The sequence below is a fragment of the Microbacterium sp. MMO-20 genome (assembly GCF_037147735.1).
Classification (GTDB): domain Bacteria; phylum Actinomycetota; class Actinomycetes; order Actinomycetales; family Microbacteriaceae; genus Microbacterium.
The window spans coordinates 188,463-208,140 of the sequence record NZ_JBBCUU010000002.1; the positions used below are offsets into that span (position 1 = coordinate 188,463).

Sequence of the window (19,678 nt, forward strand, 5' to 3'; positions counted from 1 at the left end):
GCGGTGGCCGGGTCAGCCCTGCGCGGCGGCGATCAGCGTGCGAGCCCCCTCATCGAGAGCCGCGAGCCGCGCAGCGGCGTCATCCGCGGAGTCGCCGCGCACGTCGAGGTAGGCCTTGAGCTTGGGCTCCGTGCCGCTCGGCCGCACGATGACGCGCGATCCGTCGGCGAGCCACAGGCGCAGCACGTCGCCGGGCGGGTAGCCCTCGACGCCCGCGAGCAGATCGTCGATGCGCTCGACCGCCACGGCACCGATCGAGGACGGCGGATCGGCGCGGAGCGCTGCCATGATGCGGCCGATGATCGCCGTGTCCTCGACCCGCAGCGACACCTGTCCGGACTGGAAGAACCCGAACGTCTCCGCGAACTGAGCGAGCACGTCCGCGAGCGTACGTCCCTCCTCGCGGGCCTCGGCGATCATTCCGAGCATCGCGACAGCGGCCGAGATCCCGTCCTTGTCGCGCACGGTGTCGGGGTTGACGAGGTAGCCGAGGGCTTCCTCGAACCCGAAGACGATCCCGGGTGCGCGCGAGATCCATTTGAACCCCGTGAGGGTCGCATGGAAGTCGAGGCCGTAGTGCGCTGCGACGGCCTCGAGCCCGGGGGAGGAGACGAGCGAGCAGGCGAGGGATGCCCCGTCGCTCGTCGCTCCGGACGAGGTCGCCCGCTGCGCTGCCCGCCAGCCGAGCAGCAGCCCTGTCTCGTTGCCGGTGAGGCGGCGCCAGCCGCCATCCGCCGTCGGGTCGGGGATCGCGACCGCGAGCCGGTCGGCATCGGGGTCGTTCGCGAGGATGAACTCCGCTCCGGCCGCGCGAGCCGTCGCGAACGACAGGTCCATCGCGCCCGGCTCCTCGGGGTTCGGGAAAGCGACCGTCGGGAACCGCCCATCGGGCTCGATCTGCTCCTCGACCACGACCGGCAGCGGGTACCCGGCGAGTTCGAGGATCGCGCTGAGCGTTTCGTACCCGACGCCGTGCATCGCGGTGTAGACCCAGTTCATGCCCGCCGCTCCCGCCGGCGCGGGCGCAACGGTGGCGGTCGCGGCGACGTAGGCGGCGACGACGGCCTCGTCGGCGATCTCGTAGTCGGCACGAGGAATGTCCGGCACGGCGATCGACGCGGCGACGCGCTCGATGTGTGCGGCGATCTCGGCGTCGGCGGGTGCGACGATCTGCGACCCCTGGTCTTCGCCGCCGAGGTACACCTTGTACCCGTTGTCATCGGGCGGGTTGTGCGAGGCCGTGACCATGACGCCCGCTGCGGCATCCAGGTGCCGCACGGCGAACGCGAGCACGGGCGTCGGGAGGAGGCGCGGCAGCAGCACTGCCCGGAGGCCCGCGCCCGCGAAGATCGCCGCCGAATCCGCCGCGAAGACGTCCGAGTTCCGCCGTCCGTCGTAGCCGACGACGACCGTGGGCACGGCCCCCGGCCCCGCCTTCTCGCGCAGGTACGCAGCGAAGCCGGCCGCCGCCTGCGACACGAGCACGCGGTTCATACGGTTGCTGCCGGCGCCGAGGCGACCGCGCAGGCCCGCCGTGCCGAACTCCAGGCGCGCACCGAAGCGATCGTCGAGGTCGGCGGATGCCGCGGCATCCCCGCCCTCGGCCGCCTCGATGAGCGCCGCGAGCTCGTCTCGCGTCACTCCATCCGGGTCCTGCGCCCACCACGCGCGGGCCGCGTCGAGAATCGGCGCCGTGCTCACAGCGCGCCGACCACGCGGGCGAGGAGGTCGGAGATGACCGGCTCGGCGGCCTGCCCCGCCTCGATGACCTCGGCATGGCTGAGCGGCGTCGTCTGGATGCCGGCCGCGAGGTTCGTGATGAGGGAGAACCCGAGGATCTCCATGCCGGCCTGGCGGGCTGCGATCGCCTCGAGCGCCGTCGACATGCCGACGATGTGGCCGCCGATCGTCTTCGCCATGCGCACCTCGGCGGGCGTCTCGTACTGCGGACCGCGGAACTGGCAGTAGACGCCTTCGTCGAGCGTGGGGTCGATGCGCCGAGCGACGTCGCGCAGCCGCGTCGAGTACAGGTCGGTGAGGTCGATGAAGGTGGCTCCCTCGAGCGGGGAGTCGCCCGTGAGGTTGATGTGGTCGCTGATGAGGACCGGCGTCCCCGGCGTCCACGAGTGCTTGATGCCGCCGGCGCCGTTCGTCAGCACCATCGTCTTCGCCCCCGTCGCGGCGGCGGTGCGCACGCTGTGCACGACGCGGCGCACGCCGTGGCCCTCGTAATAGTGCGTGCGCGCACCGATCACGAGCACTCGCTTGCCGCCCGGGGTCAGGATCGACCGCAGCGAGCCGACGTGCCCGGCGAGGGCGGGCTTCGAGAACCCCGTCACCTCGGTCGCCGGGATCGTGGTCGTCGTCTCGCCGATGAGGTCGGCGGCCTTGCCCCAGCCGCTCCCGAGCGTCAGTGCGATGTCGTGGCGCTCCACGCCGGTGAGGCGGGCGATGTCGGATGCCGCCCGCGCGGCGACCTCGAAGGGGTCGGCGGCGGGGTCGTCGAGAGGGTTCGTGTACGAGGACATCCCCCTACTTTAGGAACCCCGAGCGTGCGGGGGCCAGGCGACAGCCTGGAAGAATGGAGGAATGTCCGCGAGCTTCGTCCATTCCCAGTCGGTCGCCGTGCTCGGCGGCGGCCCCGGCGGCTACGAAGCAGCGCTCGCCGCCGCCCAGCTGGGGGCCGAGGTGACGCTCGTCGAGCGCGCCGGCGTCGGCGGCGCGGCCGTCATGACCGACGTCGTCCCCTCCAAGAGCCTCATCGCCACGGCGGATGCCGCGGTGGCGATCTCCGAGGCATCCGATCTGGGCGTCGAGTTCTTCGCGAAGGGCGAGTCCGGTCGCCCGCTGAAGCCGCAGGTCGCGATCAACCTCGCGGCGGTCAACAAGCGCCTGCTCTCGCTCGCCCGTCAGCAGTCCGACGACATGCGCGCGCAGCTGGTGGATGCCGGGGTGCGCATCATTTCCGGCCACGGCCGCCTGGACGATCACCACTCGATCGTCGTGGCGACCGGGCCCGGCGGCACGGACTTCGACCGCGTCGAGGCGCACACGCTCGTCGTCGCGGTGGGGGCGGCTCCCCGCGAGCTGCCGAGCGCGCAGCCGGACGGCGAACGGATCCTCACGTGGACGCAGCTCTACGACATGAAGGCGCTCCCCGAGCACCTCATCGTCGTCGGATCGGGCGTGACGGGGGCCGAGTTCGCCTCGGCGTACATGAACCTCGGCGCCCACGTGACGCTCATCTCCTCGCGCGAGCACGTGCTGCCGGGGGAGGACCGCGACGCCGCCGCCGTGCTCGAGAAGGTCTTCCGCCGGGGCGGGATGACGGTGCTGTCGCGCTCGCGCGCCGAGCGCGTGGAGCGCGTCGGCGACGGCGTCGTCGTGACGCTGTCGGACGGCCGCACCGTCGAGGGCAGCCACTGCCTCATGGCGGTCGGGTCGATCCCGAACACGACGGGCATCGGCCTCGCCGAGACGGGCGTCGAGCTCACCGACTCAGGCCACATCCGGGTGAACCGCGTCGCGCGCACGTCGGTGCCGAACATCTACGCGGCCGGGGACTGCACGACGTTCGTGCCCCTGGCATCCGTCGCCGCGATGCAGGGGCGCACCGCCATCTTCCACGCGCTCGGCGACACCGTGATCCCGCTCGAGCGCCGCCGCATCACGGCGAACATCTTCACGGCACCGGAGATCGCGACGGTCGGGCGTCAGGAGAAGGACCTCGAGACAGGCGCCATCAACGGCTATGTGTACAAGCTGCCGCTTGCGGCCAACGCGCGCGCGAAGATGATGGGCATCAACGACGGGTTCGTCAAGATCATCGCCCGGGAGGGGTCGGGCACCGTCATCGGCGGTGTCATCGTCGCGCCGCGCGCGTCGGAGCTCATCTATCCGATCGCGATCGCGGTCGAGCGTCGCCTCACCGTCGATCAGGTGTCGCGCGTCTTCGCGGTGTTCCCGTCGCTCGCGGGGTCGATCACCGATGCGACGCGTGCGATGCACCAGGTGAACCGCGACGACGACTTCTTCGGCTGATCGTCCCGCCGCCGCCCGGTCTACGGCTGCAGAGCGGCGACCCAGTAGCCCTCGCCGTCGGGTGAGGCGGCGGATGCCTCGAAGCGCGTCAGATCGCCCACGGCCGTCGGGATGGCGATCGGGGTGAGGGTGCCACCCTGGTGGCAGACGATTTCCTGCGTGACGGTCGTGACCTCGCCGGTACCCGTGTAGGTGAGGGTGAAGGTCGCGCGATCCGTTCCGTCGCAGCGCAGCTCCACCGCGCGGTAGGCGCGCGGGGGTGCGACGTCGACCGGGGCGGCATCGGCGGAGGCGGAGAAGGGCGCGCCGGTCGCGTTCTCGCCGCCGGCATTCATCGTGTCGTCGAACCACACCCGCCATGCCGTCCGCTCTTCGTCGGTCGGTCCGGTGAGCGCGGTGCAGCCGCTCAACACGGTCGCTCCAGCCAGCACGGCGGCGGTGAGGGCGATGGCGGACAGGACGCGACGGGGCACCGTCACAGGCTACGCCCCCTCAGGAGATCGTGAGCAGCTGGTGCCCGGCCGACACCGTCGTCCCCGGGGCGGCGTCGATCGCGCCGATGACGCCGTCCTTGTGGGCCTGCAGCGGCTGCTCCATCTTCATGGCCTCGAGGACGACGACCAGATCGCCCTTGACGACCTGCTGGCCCTCCTCGACCGCCACCTTCACGATCGTCGCCTGCATCGGCGCCTTCACGGCATCGCCTGAGGCGCCCGCATTGACGGTCGTCGCGTGCGACCGGCGAGAGGGGGGAGCCGCTGCGGGGCGTCCGATCTTCGTCGGAGCGACCGCGATCCGGTCCGGCAGGCTCACCTCGAGGCGCTTGCCGGAGACCTCGACGACGACGGTGTGACGCGGCTCGTTCTCTTCGGGCGATTCGAGCTCTCCGTCCCACGGCGGGATGTCGTTCTCGAACTCGGTCTCGATCCAGCGGGTGAACACGCCGAAGTGGCCGTCCTCCGCTGTGAAGGCGGGGTCGCGCACGACCTTCCGGTGGAAGGGGAGGACCGTCGGCATACCCGAGACCTCGAACTCGTCGAGGGCGCGGCGTGCCCGCTCGAGCGCCTCGGCACGGTCGCGACCGGTGACGATGAGCTTGCCGAGGAGCGAGTCGAACGCGCCCGAGACGCTGTCGCCCGCCGTGACGCCCGAGTCGAGCCGGATGCCGGGGCCGCCGAATGTCTTGAACTGGTGGATGCGCCCGGGCTGCGGCAGGAAGTTGCGGCCCGGGTCTTCGCCGTTGATGCGGAACTCGATCGAGTGCCCGAGCGGCTCCGGGTCGCGCTCGTCGAGCAGGCCGCCCTCGGCGAGGCGGAACTGCTCGCGCACGAGGTCGAGGCCCGTCACCTCTTCGGAGACAGGGTGCTCCACCTGGAGGCGCGTGTTCACCTCGAGGAACGAGATCGTCCCGTCGGCGCCGATGAGGAACTCGCACGTTCCCGCACCGATGTAGCCGACCTCCTTGAGGATGGCCTTGGATGCCGCGTAGAGAATCTCGTTCTGCTCGTCCGACAGGAAGGGTGCCGGCGCCTCTTCGACGAGCTTCTGATGACGGCGCTGCAGCGAGCAGTCGCGCGTCGAGACGACGACGACCGTCCCCGCGGCATCCGCCAGGCACTGCGTCTCGACGTGCCGCGGCTTGTCGAGGTACTTCTCGACGAAGCACTCGCCGCGCCCGAACGCGGCGATCGCCTCGCGTGTGGCCGATTCGAAGAGCTCGGCGACCTCATCGAGCTCACGGGCGACCTTGAGGCCGCGTCCGCCGCCGCCGTAAGCCGCCTTGATGGCGATGGGGAGGCCGACTTCTTCGGCGAACGCGATGACCTCGTCGGCACCGGCGACCGGCCCCGACGTGCCGGGGGCGAGCGGGGCGCCGACCTTCTCGGCGACGGCGCGCGCGGTGACTTTGTCGCCGAGGGCTTCGATCGCCTCGGGCGTGGGCCCGATCCAGACCAGGCCGGCGCCGATCACGGCGCGGGCGAAGTCGGCGTTCTCGGCGAGGAACCCGTAGCCCGGGTGCACGGCGTCGGCGCCGGAGCGCCGCGCGACGGAGAGGATCTTCTCGATCGAGAGGTACGTCTCGGCGCTCGTCGACCCTTCCAGGGCATAAGCCTCGTCGGCGAGCTTCGCGTGCATGGCGTCGCGATCCTGGTCGGCGTAGACGGCGACCGAGCCCTTTCCGGCGTCGCGGGCGGCGCGGATCACGCGCACGGCGATCTCGCCGCGGTTGGCGACGAGGACCTTGGTGATCGCTCGGGGGGCGGTCGGGCGCGCCCCGGTTTCGACGGTCTGGGGCGCAGGCACGGAAAGCGGCATGGATGCCAGCCTACTCAGCACACCCCGCCCGCTTTTGGATCACTCGCACAAGATCCGTGCGAAAACGTGGTGCGAACCTACGAGGCGCCGGGGGAGGTCCACAGATCGGTCCACCGGATGCCGAGCTCCCCGCACAGGTGTCGCAGCGTCGACAGGGACATCCCGACGACCGTCGAGGGGTCGCCCTCGACCCGCTCGATGAAGGCGCCGCCGAGGCTGTCGACGGTGAATGCCCCGGCCACCTGCAGGGGCTCGCCGGTGCCGACGTAGGCCGCGATCTCGGCATCCGCGACGTCGGCGGCGAAAGTGACGGATGCCGCGGCGACGGCGTGCGCTTCGCGGGGCGCCTCACCCGGGGTCAGTCGGAAGACGCTGTGCCCGGAGTGCAGCACACCCGTCCGTCCGCGCATGTCGTGCCACCGTGCCGTGGCCACCTCGGGGCGGTGCGGCTTGCCGAGGATCTGCCCGCCGAGCTCGAACATCGAGTCGCCTCCGATGACGATGCCGTCGAACGCGGGGTCGTCCGCGGCGATCGCGGCTGCGACATCCTGGGCCTTGCGGCGCGCGAGCAGAAGCACGTGCTCGTCGGGCGAGAGCGTGCGACCCTCCGCTGCTTCGACCGCGGCGATGACCGCCTCCTCGTCGACCTGCGGCGCACGGGTCACCGGCTCGATCCCGGCCTGGCGCAGCAGCATGAGACGGGCGGGGGAGGTGGAGGCCAGGCACACGCGCATGCGTCCAGCGTACGAGGCCGGTCGGTGCCCGCGGGTGTGGGAGCATCGGGGGATGCAGGATGGCGATCAGCTCGACCTCGAGATCACCGATGTCGCACACGGCGGCGTCTTCATCGCGCGGCACGACGGGCGGGTCGTGTTCGTGGAGGGTGCGATCCCGGGCGAGCGGGTGCGCGCCGTGCTCACCGACACCGCGAAGCCCGCCTTCTGGCGGGCCGACGTCGTCGACGTCCTGCACGCCTCGCCGCATCGTCGCCCGCATGTGTGGGCCTCCGCGGATGTCGCCGTGCCGCCCGAGGAGCGCCCGGGCGGGGCCGACTTCGGTCACATCGACCTCGCGCACCAGCGCACCCTGAAGAAGCAGGTGCTGGACGACGCGTTGCGCCGCTTCGCGAGCATCGCCGCCCCCGACACCACGATCGCTCCGGCGGGGGTCCCCGGTGACGCGGAGGCCGCGGGGGACGTGGACGGCCTGCACTGGCGCACGCGCGTGAGTCTGCACGTCGACGACGAAGGTCGCATCGGCCCGTTCGCTGCGCGCAGTCACCGCGTCATCGAAACCGCCGACCTGCCGCTCGCGACCGAGGCGATCGCCGAGGTGGCGCGCGGCCTCGAAGGGTTCGGGCCGGGACGCGTCGACCTCGTCGAGCCGTCCGAGGGCGGCGTGCGTGTCATCGTGCGTCCCTCCTCGCCCCGCGCCCCGCGCACCGCGACGAGCCCCGATCGCCGCGGCGCCGGTCGCCGCCGCGGCGGCGCACGCCCCGCCCCCACACGCGCACCCGAGGACCCGACGGCTCGCGAGGTCGTCACCGAGCGGGTCGGCGCGCGGCGCTTCGCCGTGGACGCCGGCGGGTTCTGGCAGGTGCATCGGCTCGCGGCATCCACCCTCAGCGCGGCTGTCCGGACGGCGCTCGATGCGGCGGGCGGGGTCGACCCGGCCGCCGCGCACCTCGACCTCTACGGGGGCGTCGGACTGTTCGCCGCCACGATCGCCGAGCTCGGTGGCCCGGGCACGCGGGTGACGAGCGTCGAGGCGGATGCCCGGGCCACCGAGCACGCCGGAGCGAACCTCGCGGAGTGGGTCGGTGCGCGCGCCGAGACCGCGCGCACCGACCGCTTCCTCGCGCGCCTCGTCGCGCAGGCGAGCGCCGCGGAGCGGGCACGACTGGCCCATGGAGTGGTGCTCCTCGACCCGCCGCGCGCAGGCGCGGGGCGCGAGGTCGTGGAACGGGTCGCCGCGCTGACCCCGGCATCCGTCGTCTACGTCGCGTGCGACCCGGTCGCCCTCGCGCGCGACCTCGGGACGTTCCGAGGGCTCGGCTACGAGGCCGCGCGCATCGACGCCTTCGACCTCTTCCCGCATTCGCACCACGTGGAGGCCGTCGCCGTGCTGCGCGCGACCGGCGTCGCCGCTCGTTAGGCTCGGAGCGTGTCCAGCGTCGCACTCATCGATGACCACGAGTCCGTGCGTCTGGGGCTCGAAGCCGCGTGTGCGCGTGCAGGCGTCGGGGTCGTTGTCCACTCGGGCGCGTCGGTGCGCGCCTACCTCGCCTGGCGCCGCGCGGTGGGTGCGCCGCCCGCCGACGTCGTCGTCCTCGATCTGACCCTCGGCGACGGCACGACCGTCACAGAGAACGTCGACGCGCTCGTCGGCGAGGGCTCGGCGGTGCTCATCCACAGTGTCGCCGATCGACCCGCGGCCGTGCGCGAGGCGCTCGCCGCGGGGGCCGCAGGCGTCATCAGCAAGGCCTCCCGCACCGACGACGTCCTCTCGGCGATTCGGACGATCGCGAGCGGTCAACCGCTCGAGAACCTCGAGTGGGCGCACGCGATCGACGGCGACCGCGCGTTCGCCGACGCGCAGTTGGCCAACCGTGAGCGTGAGGTGCTCCGCCTGTATGCGGCCGGACTGCCCCTCAAAGCGGTCGCCGAGCGGCTCGGCATCTCGTACAACACCGCCAAGGAGAACATCACACGCATCCGCGTGAAGTACATCGAGGTCGGCCGCCCGGCCCCGACGAAGATCGATCTGCTGCACCGCGCCATCGAGGACGGACTCGTCGACGGGCGCAGCCGCGACGACGCGCATGACGACCTCGCCGCACGCTGACCGCGACGACCGCGAACTCCGCGATGACTCGGGTGCGCCGGGGGCGGTCACGGCATCCGTGCCGGTCGCGACCCCCGGCGCACCGCGCCTCCCTCCGTCCGGACTCCGACCGGAGAGCGGCGCTGCGACGGAGCGCTTCACCGAGCGGCGCATCGAACGCATCCTCTCGCTCGTGGTCGCCCTCGGCAGCGCCGTGCTCGGAACGCAGGCCTTCCTCAACGCGCTGACCTCGACGCAGGAGTCGCCCCCGTGGCACACGGGGCTCATGATCGCGGCCTTCGGGCCGCTCGCCCTCATGATCGTGGCGCTCGCGGTGGGGGTTCTGCCGCGCACCGCGGCGGCAGTCTTCGCGCTCGCCCTCGCGGTCGTGCTCGCCTGCTGGCCCTTCGCGGCGAGCGGCGGCACCGCGGAGCCGGGCGCCGAACCCTGGGTCTGGTACCTGCTCAACGTGGCCTCGGCGGCCGCCGCGATCGCGTTCCCGCTGGCGCTGCAGCTCGGGTGGACGGTGCTCGTCCCCGCGCTGTACATCGTGGCGCGCCTGGCACCCACCGGTCAGCCCTCGACCGATGCGGTGAGTGTCGTCCTGGATGCCGTGTTCGCCGTCATCCTCGGTGGCGTCATCGTCGCGCTCGGCTGGATGCTGCGATCGGTCGCCGTCGGCATCGATCGCGCGCGTCGCGACGCCGTCCTCTCTTACGCGGCAGCCGCAGAGGCGGACGCCGCCGAGGCCGAGCGGGTCGCCGTCGCCGCCCTCATGCACGACAGCGTGCTCGCCGCCCTCATCGCGGCCGAGCGTGCGGCGACCCCGCGTGAGGAGGCGCTCGCCGTGGCGATGGCGCGCGAAGCGCTCACCCGTCTGGCCAACGCCGAGTTGGACGCGGGTGAGGGTCCCGACGAACCGGTACCGGCCGCGGCGCTGGTCGGCGGCATCCGACGATCGGTCGATGCCTCCGCCGACAGGCAGAACCGCACCCTCGAGGTGCGAGAGGACGTCCACGACGACGCGGGGGAGATCCCCGGGCGCGTGGCCCGTGCGATCGTGCTCGCTGCGACGCAGGCGATCGCGAACGCCTTCCAGCACGCCGATGGGGCTGGTCTGGCCGTGACGGTGCGGGCGGATGCCGCGTCGGTCGAAGTGCGGATCGTCGACACCGGGCGCGGCTTCGATCCGAGCGACGTCGCGCAGGATCGCCTCGGCATCCGCGGTTCGATCGTCGCGCGCATGGCGGCGGTCGGCGGACGTGCGGGCGTGAAGACGGGGCCCGGTGGGACGAGCGTGCTGCTGGAGTGGGAGGGAGTGCGATGACGACGTCGCCGATGAGTGGGCGCAGCGGCCTGCGCATCGCGCTCTCGCTCCTCGCCGTCGCGTTCACCGCCTACCTCGCGGTGGGCGCACTCATCTGGACCTCGGCGCCCGACCACCCGATCGTCCAGGTCGGCGCGGTGATCCTGTATCTGCTCACGACCTGGGTCTGCATCTTCTGGAACTCGCGGGGCGAGGATGCCGCGGACCCGCTGCGCCGAAGACTCGACGCACTCCGCCTGCGGCTGGGGCCGCGACGTGTCCTTCCGGCATGCGCGGCGGCTCTCGCCCTCGCTGCCGCCGCGATCGTGCCGAATGCCAGCTGGTACGCCGCGGCGCCCTCCGGCAGGCTCGACGGCTACGCCACGTGGGGCCTCGGCGCGATCGGCGCCCTCGGTGTGATCGTCATCGTCCGCCGGCGACCCGTCGTCGCCTGGGTGTGCGTCGCGCTTGCAGCACTCTCGGCGACGGCCTGGATCGGCCCGACCGACGCTCTCGCGTTGGGCGCCGTGGGCGCGGTCCTCTGGGTGGGCGTCGCCCATCTGATGTCCTGGCTCATGGATCGCGCTGCGCACGACACGGCGCAGCTCGCCGATGCCCAGCGTGAGGCCTCGGAATGGCTCGCATCGCAGGAGGGCATGCGACGCGAGCGACGGACCCAGGTGCAGCGCGCGCTCGCGGTCGCCGGCCCGGTTCTGGCGCATACGATCGCCGTCTCCGGTCACCTCGATCCCCGCGAGCGTCAACTGGCACGGGTCGCCGAGGCGACGCTGCGCGATGAGCTGCGCGGGGCGGCGCTGCTCGACGACGACGTGCGCGCCGCGCTTGCCGCGGCGCGCGGTCGCGGCGCGACGGTGTCGGTGCTCGACGAGGGCGGGCTGGACGGGCTCGATCCCGACCGCCAGGCGGCCGTGCGCGCCGAACTCGCGGCCGTTCTCGATTCCGCCCGCTCGGAGCGCCTCTACGTCCGCACGTCGACGCACGCCGAGATCGCCGTGACCGTCGTCGGACGCTCCGACGGAGCGGACGGCGAGGAAGAGGTCGATCTGTGGCACGAGCTGCGCCGTCGGCGCTGAACGGGGCCGCCGGCCGGCGGTGAAGAGGAGGCGAGGGGCGGCGAAGCCGCCCGCCCCTCGCCGTGCGAGCCGGTTACCCGAAAACCTGCTCGCGAGGGTGCGGCGCGCCACGCGATACGCGGACGCGTGCACCGAACGCAGAAGCGTTCCAGCTCCTTCAGTCTCGCCGGTCGCGACGGGGATGTCTGTAGGTAGTTCGGGTGACAAAGAAAGTAAGCAGGCCAGCGAACGGCGTCGAGCGTGATTCAGCCGCCGAAGCGGCCCCAGCCGATCTCGCGGCGGAGGGGTGCGCGCAGCGATCGCGCCGACACCTGCCACGCGGAGGCGCGCGGCTCGCTTTCGGCGATCGCCGCGGCGGCCTCGGTCGTGTACGCCTCGGTCACGACGGCAACGACCGCCGCGAGCTCTTCGGGCGTCGGGTCACCGCGGCGGATGTCGACGCGGACGGCGCTCGCCGCGGCATCCGCCGGCACGCCCTCCGTGCTCATAGCGGGATGTTCCCGTGCTTCTTCGCCGGCAGGCTGGCGCGCTTGCCGCGAAGTGCGCGCAGCGCCTTCGCGACCGACACGCGCGTCTGCGCCGGCTCGATGATGCCGTCGAGCTCGCCGCGCTCGGCAGCGAGGAAGGGGGAAGCCACGTTGTACGTGTACTCGTTCGCGAGCTTCGTGCGGACGGCCGCGACGTCCTCGCCCGCCTCTTCGGCCTTCTTGATCTCGCCGCGGTAAAGGATGTTGACGGCGCCCTGGCCGCCCATCACGGCGATCTCGGCGGTCGGCCACGCGAGATTGACGTCGGCGCCGAGCTGCTTCGAGCCCATCACGATGTACGCGCCGCCGTAGGCTTTGCGCAGGATCACGGTGACGAGCGGGACGGTCGCCTCGGCATACGCGTAGAGCAGCTTCGCGCCGCGACGGATGACGCCCGTCCACTCCTGGTCGGTCCCCGGCAGGTAGCCCGGGACATCCACGAGAGTGAGGATCGGGATCGAGAACGCGTCGCAGAATCGGACGAATCGGCTCGCCTTCTCGCCCGCCTCGATGTTGAGCGTGCCCGCCATCTGCGAGGGCTGGTTCGCGATGATGCCGACTGTGCGGCCCTCGATGCGGCCGAAGCCGATCGCGATATTGGGCGCGAACAGCGGCTGCACCTCGAGGAAGTCGCCGCCGTCGACGACGTGCGAGATCACCTGCTTGATGTCATACGGCTGGTTGGGGGAATCGGGGATCACGGTATTGAGCACGCGGTCGCCGTCGGTGGTCTCCCACTCGAACGCGTTCTCGTAGACCGGGATCTCCGACATGTTGTTGTCGGGGAGGAACCCGATGAGCGTTCGCGCGTAATCGATCGCGTCGTCCTCGTCCTCGGCGAGGTAGTGGGCGACACCCGACCGGGTGTTGTGGGTGTACGCCCCGCCGAGCTCCTCCATGCCGACGTCTTCGCCGGTGACGGTCTTGATGACGTCCGGCCCCGTGACGAACATCTGGGAGGTTTTGTCGACCATGATGACGAAGTCGGTGAGGGCGGGGGAGTAGACCGCGCCCCCCGCGGCCGGCCCCATGATGAGCGAGATCTGCGGGATGACTCCCGACGCCGCGGTGTTCAGGCGGAAGATCTCGCCGTACTTGCCGAGAGCGACGACGCCCTCCTGAATGCGCGCGCCGCCGGAGTCGAGGATGCCGATGATCGGCATCCCGCCGCGGAGTGCGAACTCCATGACCTTGATGATCTTGTCTCCGGCCACCTCGCCGAGCGAGCCGCCGAAGGTCGTGAAGTCCTGCGCGTAGACGGCGACCGTGCGCCCGTGGATCGTGCCGACGCCCGTGACGACGGAGTCGCCGTAGGGGCGCGAGCGGTCCATGCCGAACGCGCTCGTGCGGTGGCGGACGTACTCGTCGAGCTCGACGAACGAGCCCGGGTCGACGAGGAGCTCGATCCGCTCGCGCGCCGTCATCTTGCCCTTGGCGTGCTGCTTCTGCTGCGCCGTGACTTCCGCGTCGACGACGGCTTCCTGGTACCGCGCGCGCAGGTCGGCGATCTTTCCGGCGGTGGTGGAGAGGTCGCCGTGGGTGGTCTGATCTGTCACGCGTTCCACCCTAGCGAGCAGCGTGCGCTCCCGGTTGGCGGCTCGGCACAACGGCGCGGGCGATTCGCTGTGGCCTGCGGCTAGGGTGGCCGGTATGACGATCCCCGCCGAAGGCTATCCCCGCGCTGCCGCCGTGAGCCCCCGGGTCCAGGTGCTCGATCACACCGACTCGACCAATGCGAAGCTGCTGCGGGATGCCGCGGAGAGCCCCGACACCCACCCGCACCTGTCTCTCGTGCTCACGCGCGATCAGCGGGCGGGGCGCGGTCGACTCGACCGGGTCTGGTCGGCACCCCCGGGAACGGCGCTCGCCGTATCGGTGCTGCTGCGTGTCGGCGCGGTCGCGCTCGCCGACCGCGGGTGGATCCCGCTCGTCGCCGGAGCGGCCCTGCGTGGCGCGATCTCGGAACAGCTGCCGAACACGCCGGTGAGCCTGAAGTGGCCCAACGATGTCCTCGTGGGCGCGGGTGCGGGAGCGCGCAAGATCAGCGGCATCCTCGTCGAGGTGCTGCCCTCCGACCCGCAGACCGTCGTCGTGGGAGCCGGCGTCAACACGACGATGGAGACCGTCGATCTGCCCGTCCCGACGGCGACGTCGTTCGCCGATCAGGGGGCGGATGCCGATGAGGACGCCCTTCTGGCTGCCTTCCTCACGGCGCTGCGCGACGGCATCGCCGACCTCGCCGTCGGCGGGGGCGCGGCGGTCGCCGACCGCGTCGCCGCGCACTGCAGCACGCTCGGTGCCGACGTCGTGGTCTCGCTGCCGGACGACACGACGTTGCGCGGCCGCGCGGTGCGGCTCGACCCCGCCGGGCGCCTCGTCCTCGAGGCCGAGGGTGTCGAGACGATCGTCGGCGCCGGCGACGTCGTCCACGTGCGCTGATCCCTGCGTTTCAGCCTGCTTTCGCTGCGCGTCACCGCCACAATGGAGGGGTGACGCAGCCGACCGCTTACACGGGGCGCCCGATGACCCCGGCGCCCGGCGCCGAGGTGCGTGAACTGCGCGTCGCACGCGTCCGCGGTCACGCCCGCCGGCTGTTCTGGTGCGCGGTGGTTCTCGTCGCCGCGAGCGGCGCCGTCGGCTACTTCACCGGAAACCTGCCGGCCCCCTTCGAGGACTGGATGCTGTGGTCGGCTGCGGGGCTCATCGTCCTCCTGTTCGTGATCGTCCCGTTCCTGCGCTGGTATTTCCGCACGTACACCGTGACCACGCGCCGAGTCGTCGCGCAGTCGGGCGTCTTCGGCCGTGCGCGCACCGAGATCGGACACGCTCGCGGATACACGATCAGCGAGCGCCGTGGTCCGATCCAGCGGATGTGGGGGGCGGGGACCCTCACCCTCTCCAACGGCGTCGACGCGCCGCTGCGGATGGTCGACATCCCGTCGGTCCGCCTCATGAACGAAGCGCTCGCCGACCAGGTCGAGGTGAGCCAGATCCTCGCGCATCGCGACTCGCACGCCATGCCGGTCGTCCCCGGCCCCCCACCGCCGCTTCCCACCGACCTCTGACGTCTGACCTCGGGCTTCTGTCCGACCTGCGGGCGGTCCCGCGGCATCCCGTCGACCTGGGAAGATGGATGCCGACGGAAAGGGATGCCATGGCGTTGACACTCGGAATCGTCGGAGGCGGGCAGCTGGCCCGCATGATGATCGCGCCGGCCGTCGAGCTCGGAATCGACGTGCGCGTGCTCGCGGAGGAGCCGGGGATGTCGGCGGCGCTCGCCGAGGCGGCGACCGGCGACTACCGTGACCTCGAGACGGTGCGCGCGTTCGCCCGCGGCGTCGACGTCGTCACGTTCGACCATGAGCACGTGCCGCAGGAGGTGCTGCGCGCGCTCGTCGCCGACGGCGTCGCCGTGCACCCCGGCCCCGACGCGCTGCAGTTCGCCCAGGACAAGCTGCGTATGCGCGCACGCCTTGCCGAGCTCGGCGCCCCTCAGCCGGAGTGGGCCGAGGTGACGGATGCCGCGCAGCTGCAGGCGTTCCTCGACGCGAACGGCGGCCGCGCCGTCGTCAAGACACCGCGCGGCGGGTACGACGGCAAGGGCGTGCGCGTGGTGTCGCACCCTGACGAGGTCGCCGATTGGTTCGGCGACGGTCCACTGCTCGCGGAAGAGCTCGTGGACTTCGCGCGCGAGCTCGCGCAGCAGGTCGCCCGGCGCCCGTCCGGGGATATCGTCGCCTACCCCGTCGTCGAGACGGTGCAGCGCGGCGGTGTGTGCGCCGAGGTCATCGCACCGGCTCCGCACCCGGCGGCACGCCTCGCCGAGGTCGCCGCGCAGATCGGCACCGCGATCGCCGAGGGCCTCGGGGTCACCGGCATGCTCGCTGTCGAGCTCTTCGAGACGACGGATGAGCGGCTGCTCGTCAACGAGCTCGCGATGCGCCCGCACAACAGTGGGCACTGGGGGCAGGATGGCGCCGTCACGGGGCAGTTCGAGCAGCACGTGCGTGCCGTGCTCGATCTGCCGCTCGGCGACCCGTCGCCGCGGCAGCCCTGGACCGTCATGGTCAACATCCTCGGAGGTCCGGAGTCCGACTCGCTGGAGAGCCGCTTTCCCGCGGCGCTGGCCGCGCACCCCGAGGTCAAGGTGCACACCTACGGCAAGGCGCCGCGTCCCGGCCGCAAAGTAGGGCACGTCAACGCCACCGGTGACGACCTGGATGCCGTGGTGTACGACGCCCGCGCCGCGGCGGCCTTCTTCGCCGACTGAGCCTGCGCGCCGTTGCGGGGTTTCCCCAGGGTGTCGCTCTAGCCTTGTCGGGTGACCTCGCCGCTGCACTCCTCTGCGTCCCCGCTCATCGGTGTCGTCATGGGCTCGGACTCGGACTGGCGCGTCATGAGCGACGCGTCGCAGGCGCTGACCGATTTCGGTATCGCCCACGAGGTCGAGGTCGTCTCGGCTCATCGCACGCCTGACAAGCTGCTCTCGTACGGGCGCACGGCTCGTGCGCGCGGGCTCCGCGCGATCATCGCGGGGGCCGGCGGTGCGGCGCACCTGCCCGGCATGCTGGCATCCGTCACCGCGCTGCCGGTCATCGGCGTGCCTGTGCAGCTGGCGACTCTCGACGGCATGGATTCGCTGCTCAGCATCGTGCAGATGCCCGCCGGCATTCCTGTGGCGACGGTCTCGATCAACGGGGCGAAGAACGCGGGCCTTCTCGCTGCGCGGATCCTCGGCGCCTCCGACGCGGATCTGGCCGACCGCGTCGAGCAGTACGCGCGCGATCTCGAAGCCCAGGTCGAAGAGAAGAACCGACGTCTGAAGGAGTCGCTGTGAGCGTGTCCGCGCCACCGCGGCCGGGTACGCCGGGCGGTGCCGGGGGTGCACCGCGCGGATCGTCGTCGCACGCGGGTCAGCGGGGTGACGGCGTCATCCTGGGGGATCAGCCGATCCGGCGGCCCGATACCCGCTCCCCGCGGGTCATGACGCGGAGGGCCTGGTGGCTCGTCGTCCTGAACTTCCTGCTGCCGGGTTCGGCGCAGTCGCTCGCAGGCAGCCGCCGACTTGCGCGGGTGGGGCTCACCGCAACGCTCGTCATGTGGCTGCTCGTCATCGCCGGCGTCGGCGTGACGCTCGTGTCGCCGGGCTTTCTCACGTCGCTCATGACCAACGGGTTCTTCCTGCTGCTCGTGCAGATCGTGCTGCTCGCGTACGCGGTCCTGTGGGTCGTGCTGACGATCGACACCCTGCGGCTCGTCCGGCTCGTGAAGCTCAAGCCGAACGCGCGTCCCCTCGTGGCGCTTCTCGCGATCGTCGGGCTCGTGATCGGGGGCGGCGGAGTGACGTACGCCGCGCAGCAGCTCATCGCCCCGGCGCGCGAGGCACTGGCATCCATCTTCACGAACAACGACCCGCCGGTGCCGCCGTCCAACGGCTACTACAACTTCCTGCTGCTGGGCGCCGACTCGGGGCTCGGGCGCGACTCCATGCGCTTCGACTCGATCTCCGTCGTGTCGGTCAGTGCCGAGACGGGCGGCGTGCACATCACCGGCATCCCGCGTGATCTCGCCTATGCGCCGTTCGCCGACGGCCCCATGCACGATCTGTACCCGGATGGCTTCGAGGGTCACTACTCCGAGACCTGCGGGTGGGGACCCGGGATCAACCAGCTGATGAACGCGGTGGAGATCTGCCAGGACGACGGCGGCACGGGACTCTACCCGGACGCCGCGGCGCATTCGTCGACGCCCGCGATCGAGGCGACGAAGGATGCCGCTGAGGGAATCCTCGGCATCGAGATCCCGTACTACGTCTTCGTCGACATGAAGGGCTTCGCCGACATCGTCGACGCGCTCGGCGGCGTCGACATCACGGTGCAGGAGCGGCTGCCCGAGGGCGGCGGCCCGTCATACGAGGGCGAGCCCGCCGAGGACTGGGCGATCGGGTGGATCGAGGCTGGCCCCCAGCACATGGACGGCGACACCGCGCAGTGGTACGCGCGGTCGCGCTACACGACGAGCGACTGGGACCGCATGCGTCGTCAGCGCGAGCTGCAGCAGGCGATTCTCGCCCAGGCCAATCCCGCGAACGTGCTGCTGAGGTTCCAGCAGGTCGCGGCGGCGGGGGAGGACCTCGTGCAGACCGACATTCCGAACGGGCTGCTGTCGTTCCTCGTTCCGCTCGCGGCGAAGGCGAAGGAGCTGCCCGTCCAGACGCTCGAGCTGACGCCGGAAGGCGCGGGCATCGACACCGACGAGCCGACCGCCGACGAGTACGCGCACGTGCGCGACCTCGTGCAGCAGAACCTGTACCCGCCGTCGCCCTCGCCGACTCCGGAGGGCTGAACGTATGCCGGCGGTGCTGAGGGTCGTTCTCGATCAGGTGGTCGCGCCGACGCATGCCGATCTCGGCATGGCTTCGCGGGAGCTGGCGCGCGCGCTGATCTCGACGACACCCGCAGGGTGCGTCGTCGCGGGGATCGTGCCGGCGGCATCCGACGTCGCCGGCATCGTCGAGGGGGCCGTGCCCGGGCTCGCGGACCTCTCGCGCATGGCGCTCCCGCGGCGTGAGCTCGCGGCCTCGTGGCAGCTGGGTGTCGCGCCCGGGGTGGGCGGGGGCATGATTCATTCGCCGACACTCCTCGGCCCGCTCGTCAAGCACGACCGTGTGCACGAGAGCGATCAGACCGTCGTCACGCTGTGGGATCTGGATGCCTGGGAGCGGCCCGCCGAGCTCGCGCGCGGAGCGGTGACGTGGCACAAGGCGATGCTCAAGCGCGCGACGCGCTTTGCGGATGCGGTGGTGGTGCCGACGCATGCCGCCGCGGCGCGCGTCGCGGAGCTCGGCTCGTTCGGTGACCGGGTGCGGGTGATCGCGGGCGCAGCGCCGCACGGCTTCGCCGTGCCCGTCGACGAGATCGGGCGGCGACGTGCGCTGGATCTGCCCGAGGGGTTCGTTCTGGTGTCGGGTTCGTCCGCGCCGTCGGCGGGACTGTCGGATGCCTTCGCCGCCGTGGTGTCGTCGAGAGTGGATCTGCCCGTCGTGGTGATCGATGCGCCCGAGGGGGATGAGCCGGGCGTGCTGGATCTCGCGGCGGCTGCTGGTCTGGGCGAGGGCCACGTGCACGTGCGCGGCGCGCTCGACGACGCCGACCGTGCGGCAGTCTTCGGCGGGGCGGTGGCGCTTCTGGCGCCGTCGCGGCTGTCCGCCTTCCCGTGGCGGGCCGTCGAGGCGCTCGCGGTGGGGGTGCCCGTCGTGGCATCCGACACCGACGTGCACCGCGAGGTCGTGCTCGACGGCGGCGTCTTCGCCGGCGCGGACGAGTTGGGCGCCTCGCTGGCTGACGTGCTGGCTTCTGCCGCGGCAGTGGAACGGTTCGGGGTGCTCGCCGCCGACCGCGGCCGGGCGTTTTCGTGGGCCGGCGCTGCCGAGCGTGTGTGGCAGCTGCACGCCGACCTGTAGAGCCCTCTGAAGGGCGTGTCTTCGGCGTGTCTCCTGATGATCAGTGGTATCGGGAGTTGACTTCAGTCACAATGGTCACGTGCCTACCCGAAGTCGCGCCCCGCATTCT

The 19,678-nt window shown here is 71.7% G+C and carries 18 protein-coding genes; 11 read left to right on the forward strand and 7 right to left on the reverse strand.

Annotation, left to right across the window (positions count from 1 at the left end; all coding sequences use genetic code 11):
• Positions 1-12: 12 nt before the first annotated feature.
• On the reverse strand, positions 13-1,701 hold the full coding sequence (locus WFI52_RS04500) for a phospho-sugar mutase (protein ID WP_336625918.1): 1,689 nt from the start codon (positions 1,699-1,701) through the stop codon (positions 13-15).
• Positions 1,698-2,528, reverse strand: coding sequence for a purine-nucleoside phosphorylase (locus tag WFI52_RS04505; protein ID WP_336625917.1), 831 nt, complete (start codon positions 2,526-2,528; stop codon positions 1,698-1,700). Before WFI52_RS04505 ends, WFI52_RS04500 begins: the two co-directional genes overlap by 4 nt.
• Before the next feature lie 61 nt (positions 2,529-2,589).
• Between WFI52_RS04505 and WFI52_RS04510 the strand changes: the two genes are divergently transcribed.
• Entirely contained in the window at positions 2,590-4,041 is a 1,452-nt protein-coding gene (locus WFI52_RS04510; RefSeq protein ID WP_336625916.1) for an NAD(P)H-quinone dehydrogenase, read from the forward strand.
• 20 nt (positions 4,042-4,061) lie between these two features.
• On the opposite strand, the gene WFI52_RS04515 is transcribed toward WFI52_RS04510, so the two are convergent.
• From WFI52_RS04515 to WFI52_RS04525, 3 genes are all read right to left on the reverse strand, one after another.
• The gene (locus WFI52_RS04515; protein WP_336625915.1) at positions 4,062-4,514 is read right to left on the reverse strand and encodes a hypothetical protein; all 453 of its coding nucleotides are present in this window, start codon (positions 4,512-4,514) and stop codon (positions 4,062-4,064) included.
• A gap of 19 nt (positions 4,515-4,533) precedes the next feature.
• Complete coding sequence (locus WFI52_RS04520) at positions 4,534-6,357, reverse strand: acetyl/propionyl/methylcrotonyl-CoA carboxylase subunit alpha (RefSeq protein WP_336625914.1); 1,824 nt, start codon at positions 6,355-6,357, stop codon at positions 4,534-4,536.
• Positions 6,358-6,434: 77 nt separating this feature from the next.
• The gene (locus WFI52_RS04525) at positions 6,435-7,091 is read right to left on the reverse strand and encodes a Maf family protein (RefSeq protein WP_336625913.1); all 657 of its coding nucleotides are present in this window, start codon (positions 7,089-7,091) and stop codon (positions 6,435-6,437) included.
• A gap of 52 nt (positions 7,092-7,143) precedes the next feature.
• Here WFI52_RS04525 and WFI52_RS04530 point away from each other — a divergent pair, with 52 nt between their 5' ends.
• Genes WFI52_RS04530 through WFI52_RS04545 form a run of 4 tightly spaced genes read left to right on the forward strand, consistent with a single transcriptional unit; the run spans position 7,144 to position 11,580 of the window.
• A complete protein-coding gene (locus tag WFI52_RS04530; protein WP_336625912.1) occupies positions 7,144-8,511 on the forward strand; it encodes a class I SAM-dependent RNA methyltransferase in 1,368 nt (455 codons plus the stop codon).
• A gap of 9 nt (positions 8,512-8,520) precedes the next feature.
• The gene (locus WFI52_RS04535; RefSeq protein ID WP_336625911.1) at positions 8,521-9,201 is read left to right on the forward strand and encodes a response regulator transcription factor; all 681 of its coding nucleotides are present in this window, start codon (positions 8,521-8,523) and stop codon (positions 9,199-9,201) included.
• Complete coding sequence (locus WFI52_RS04540; protein ID WP_336625910.1) at positions 9,179-10,507, forward strand: sensor histidine kinase; 1,329 nt, start codon at positions 9,179-9,181, stop codon at positions 10,505-10,507. The genes WFI52_RS04535 and WFI52_RS04540 overlap by 23 nt, the downstream gene beginning before the upstream one ends.
• Positions 10,504-11,580, forward strand: coding sequence for a hypothetical protein (locus WFI52_RS04545; RefSeq protein WP_336625909.1), 1,077 nt, complete (start codon positions 10,504-10,506; stop codon positions 11,578-11,580). The genes WFI52_RS04540 and WFI52_RS04545 overlap by 4 nt, the downstream gene beginning before the upstream one ends.
• 245 nt (positions 11,581-11,825) lie before the next feature.
• Here WFI52_RS04545 and WFI52_RS04550 read toward each other — a convergent pair whose 3' ends face one another.
• Complete coding sequence (locus WFI52_RS04550; protein ID WP_336625908.1) at positions 11,826-12,068, reverse strand: acyl-CoA carboxylase epsilon subunit; 243 nt, start codon at positions 12,066-12,068, stop codon at positions 11,826-11,828.
• Positions 12,065-13,672, reverse strand: a complete 1,608-nt coding sequence (locus WFI52_RS04555) for an acyl-CoA carboxylase subunit beta (RefSeq protein WP_442927689.1) — start codon at positions 13,670-13,672, stop codon at positions 12,065-12,067. Before WFI52_RS04555 ends, WFI52_RS04550 begins: the two co-directional genes overlap by 4 nt.
• 85 nt (positions 13,673-13,757) lie before the next feature.
• Here WFI52_RS04555 and WFI52_RS04560 point away from each other — a divergent pair, with 85 nt between their 5' ends.
• From WFI52_RS04560 to WFI52_RS04585, 6 genes are all read left to right on the forward strand, one after another.
• Positions 13,758-14,546 carry a biotin--[acetyl-CoA-carboxylase] ligase gene (locus WFI52_RS04560; protein ID WP_336625906.1) on the forward strand — a complete coding sequence of 263 codons (789 nt, stop codon included), beginning with the start codon at positions 13,758-13,760 and terminating at the stop codon, positions 14,544-14,546.
• A gap of 50 nt (positions 14,547-14,596) precedes the next feature.
• Positions 14,597-15,172 (forward strand): PH domain-containing protein, encoded by a 576-nt coding sequence (locus WFI52_RS04565; protein WP_336625905.1) that lies wholly within the window; start codon positions 14,597-14,599, stop codon positions 15,170-15,172.
• An 89-nt stretch (positions 15,173-15,261) separates the two neighbouring features.
• Positions 15,262-16,377, forward strand: coding sequence for a 5-(carboxyamino)imidazole ribonucleotide synthase (locus WFI52_RS04570; RefSeq protein ID WP_336625904.1), 1,116 nt, complete (start codon positions 15,262-15,264; stop codon positions 16,375-16,377).
• Between the two features lie 99 nt (positions 16,378-16,476).
• Positions 16,477-16,944, forward strand: a complete 468-nt coding sequence (gene purE, locus WFI52_RS04575) for a 5-(carboxyamino)imidazole ribonucleotide mutase (RefSeq protein ID WP_336626088.1) — start codon at positions 16,477-16,479, stop codon at positions 16,942-16,944.
• Positions 16,945-17,090: 146 nt separating this feature from the next.
• Positions 17,091-18,452, forward strand: coding sequence for an LCP family protein (locus tag WFI52_RS04580; RefSeq protein ID WP_336626087.1), 1,362 nt, complete (start codon positions 17,091-17,093; stop codon positions 18,450-18,452).
• 4 nt (positions 18,453-18,456) lie between these two features.
• Positions 18,457-19,569 (forward strand): glycosyltransferase, encoded by a 1,113-nt coding sequence (locus tag WFI52_RS04585; protein WP_336625903.1) that lies wholly within the window; start codon positions 18,457-18,459, stop codon positions 19,567-19,569.
• Positions 19,570-19,678 lie beyond the last annotated feature (109 nt).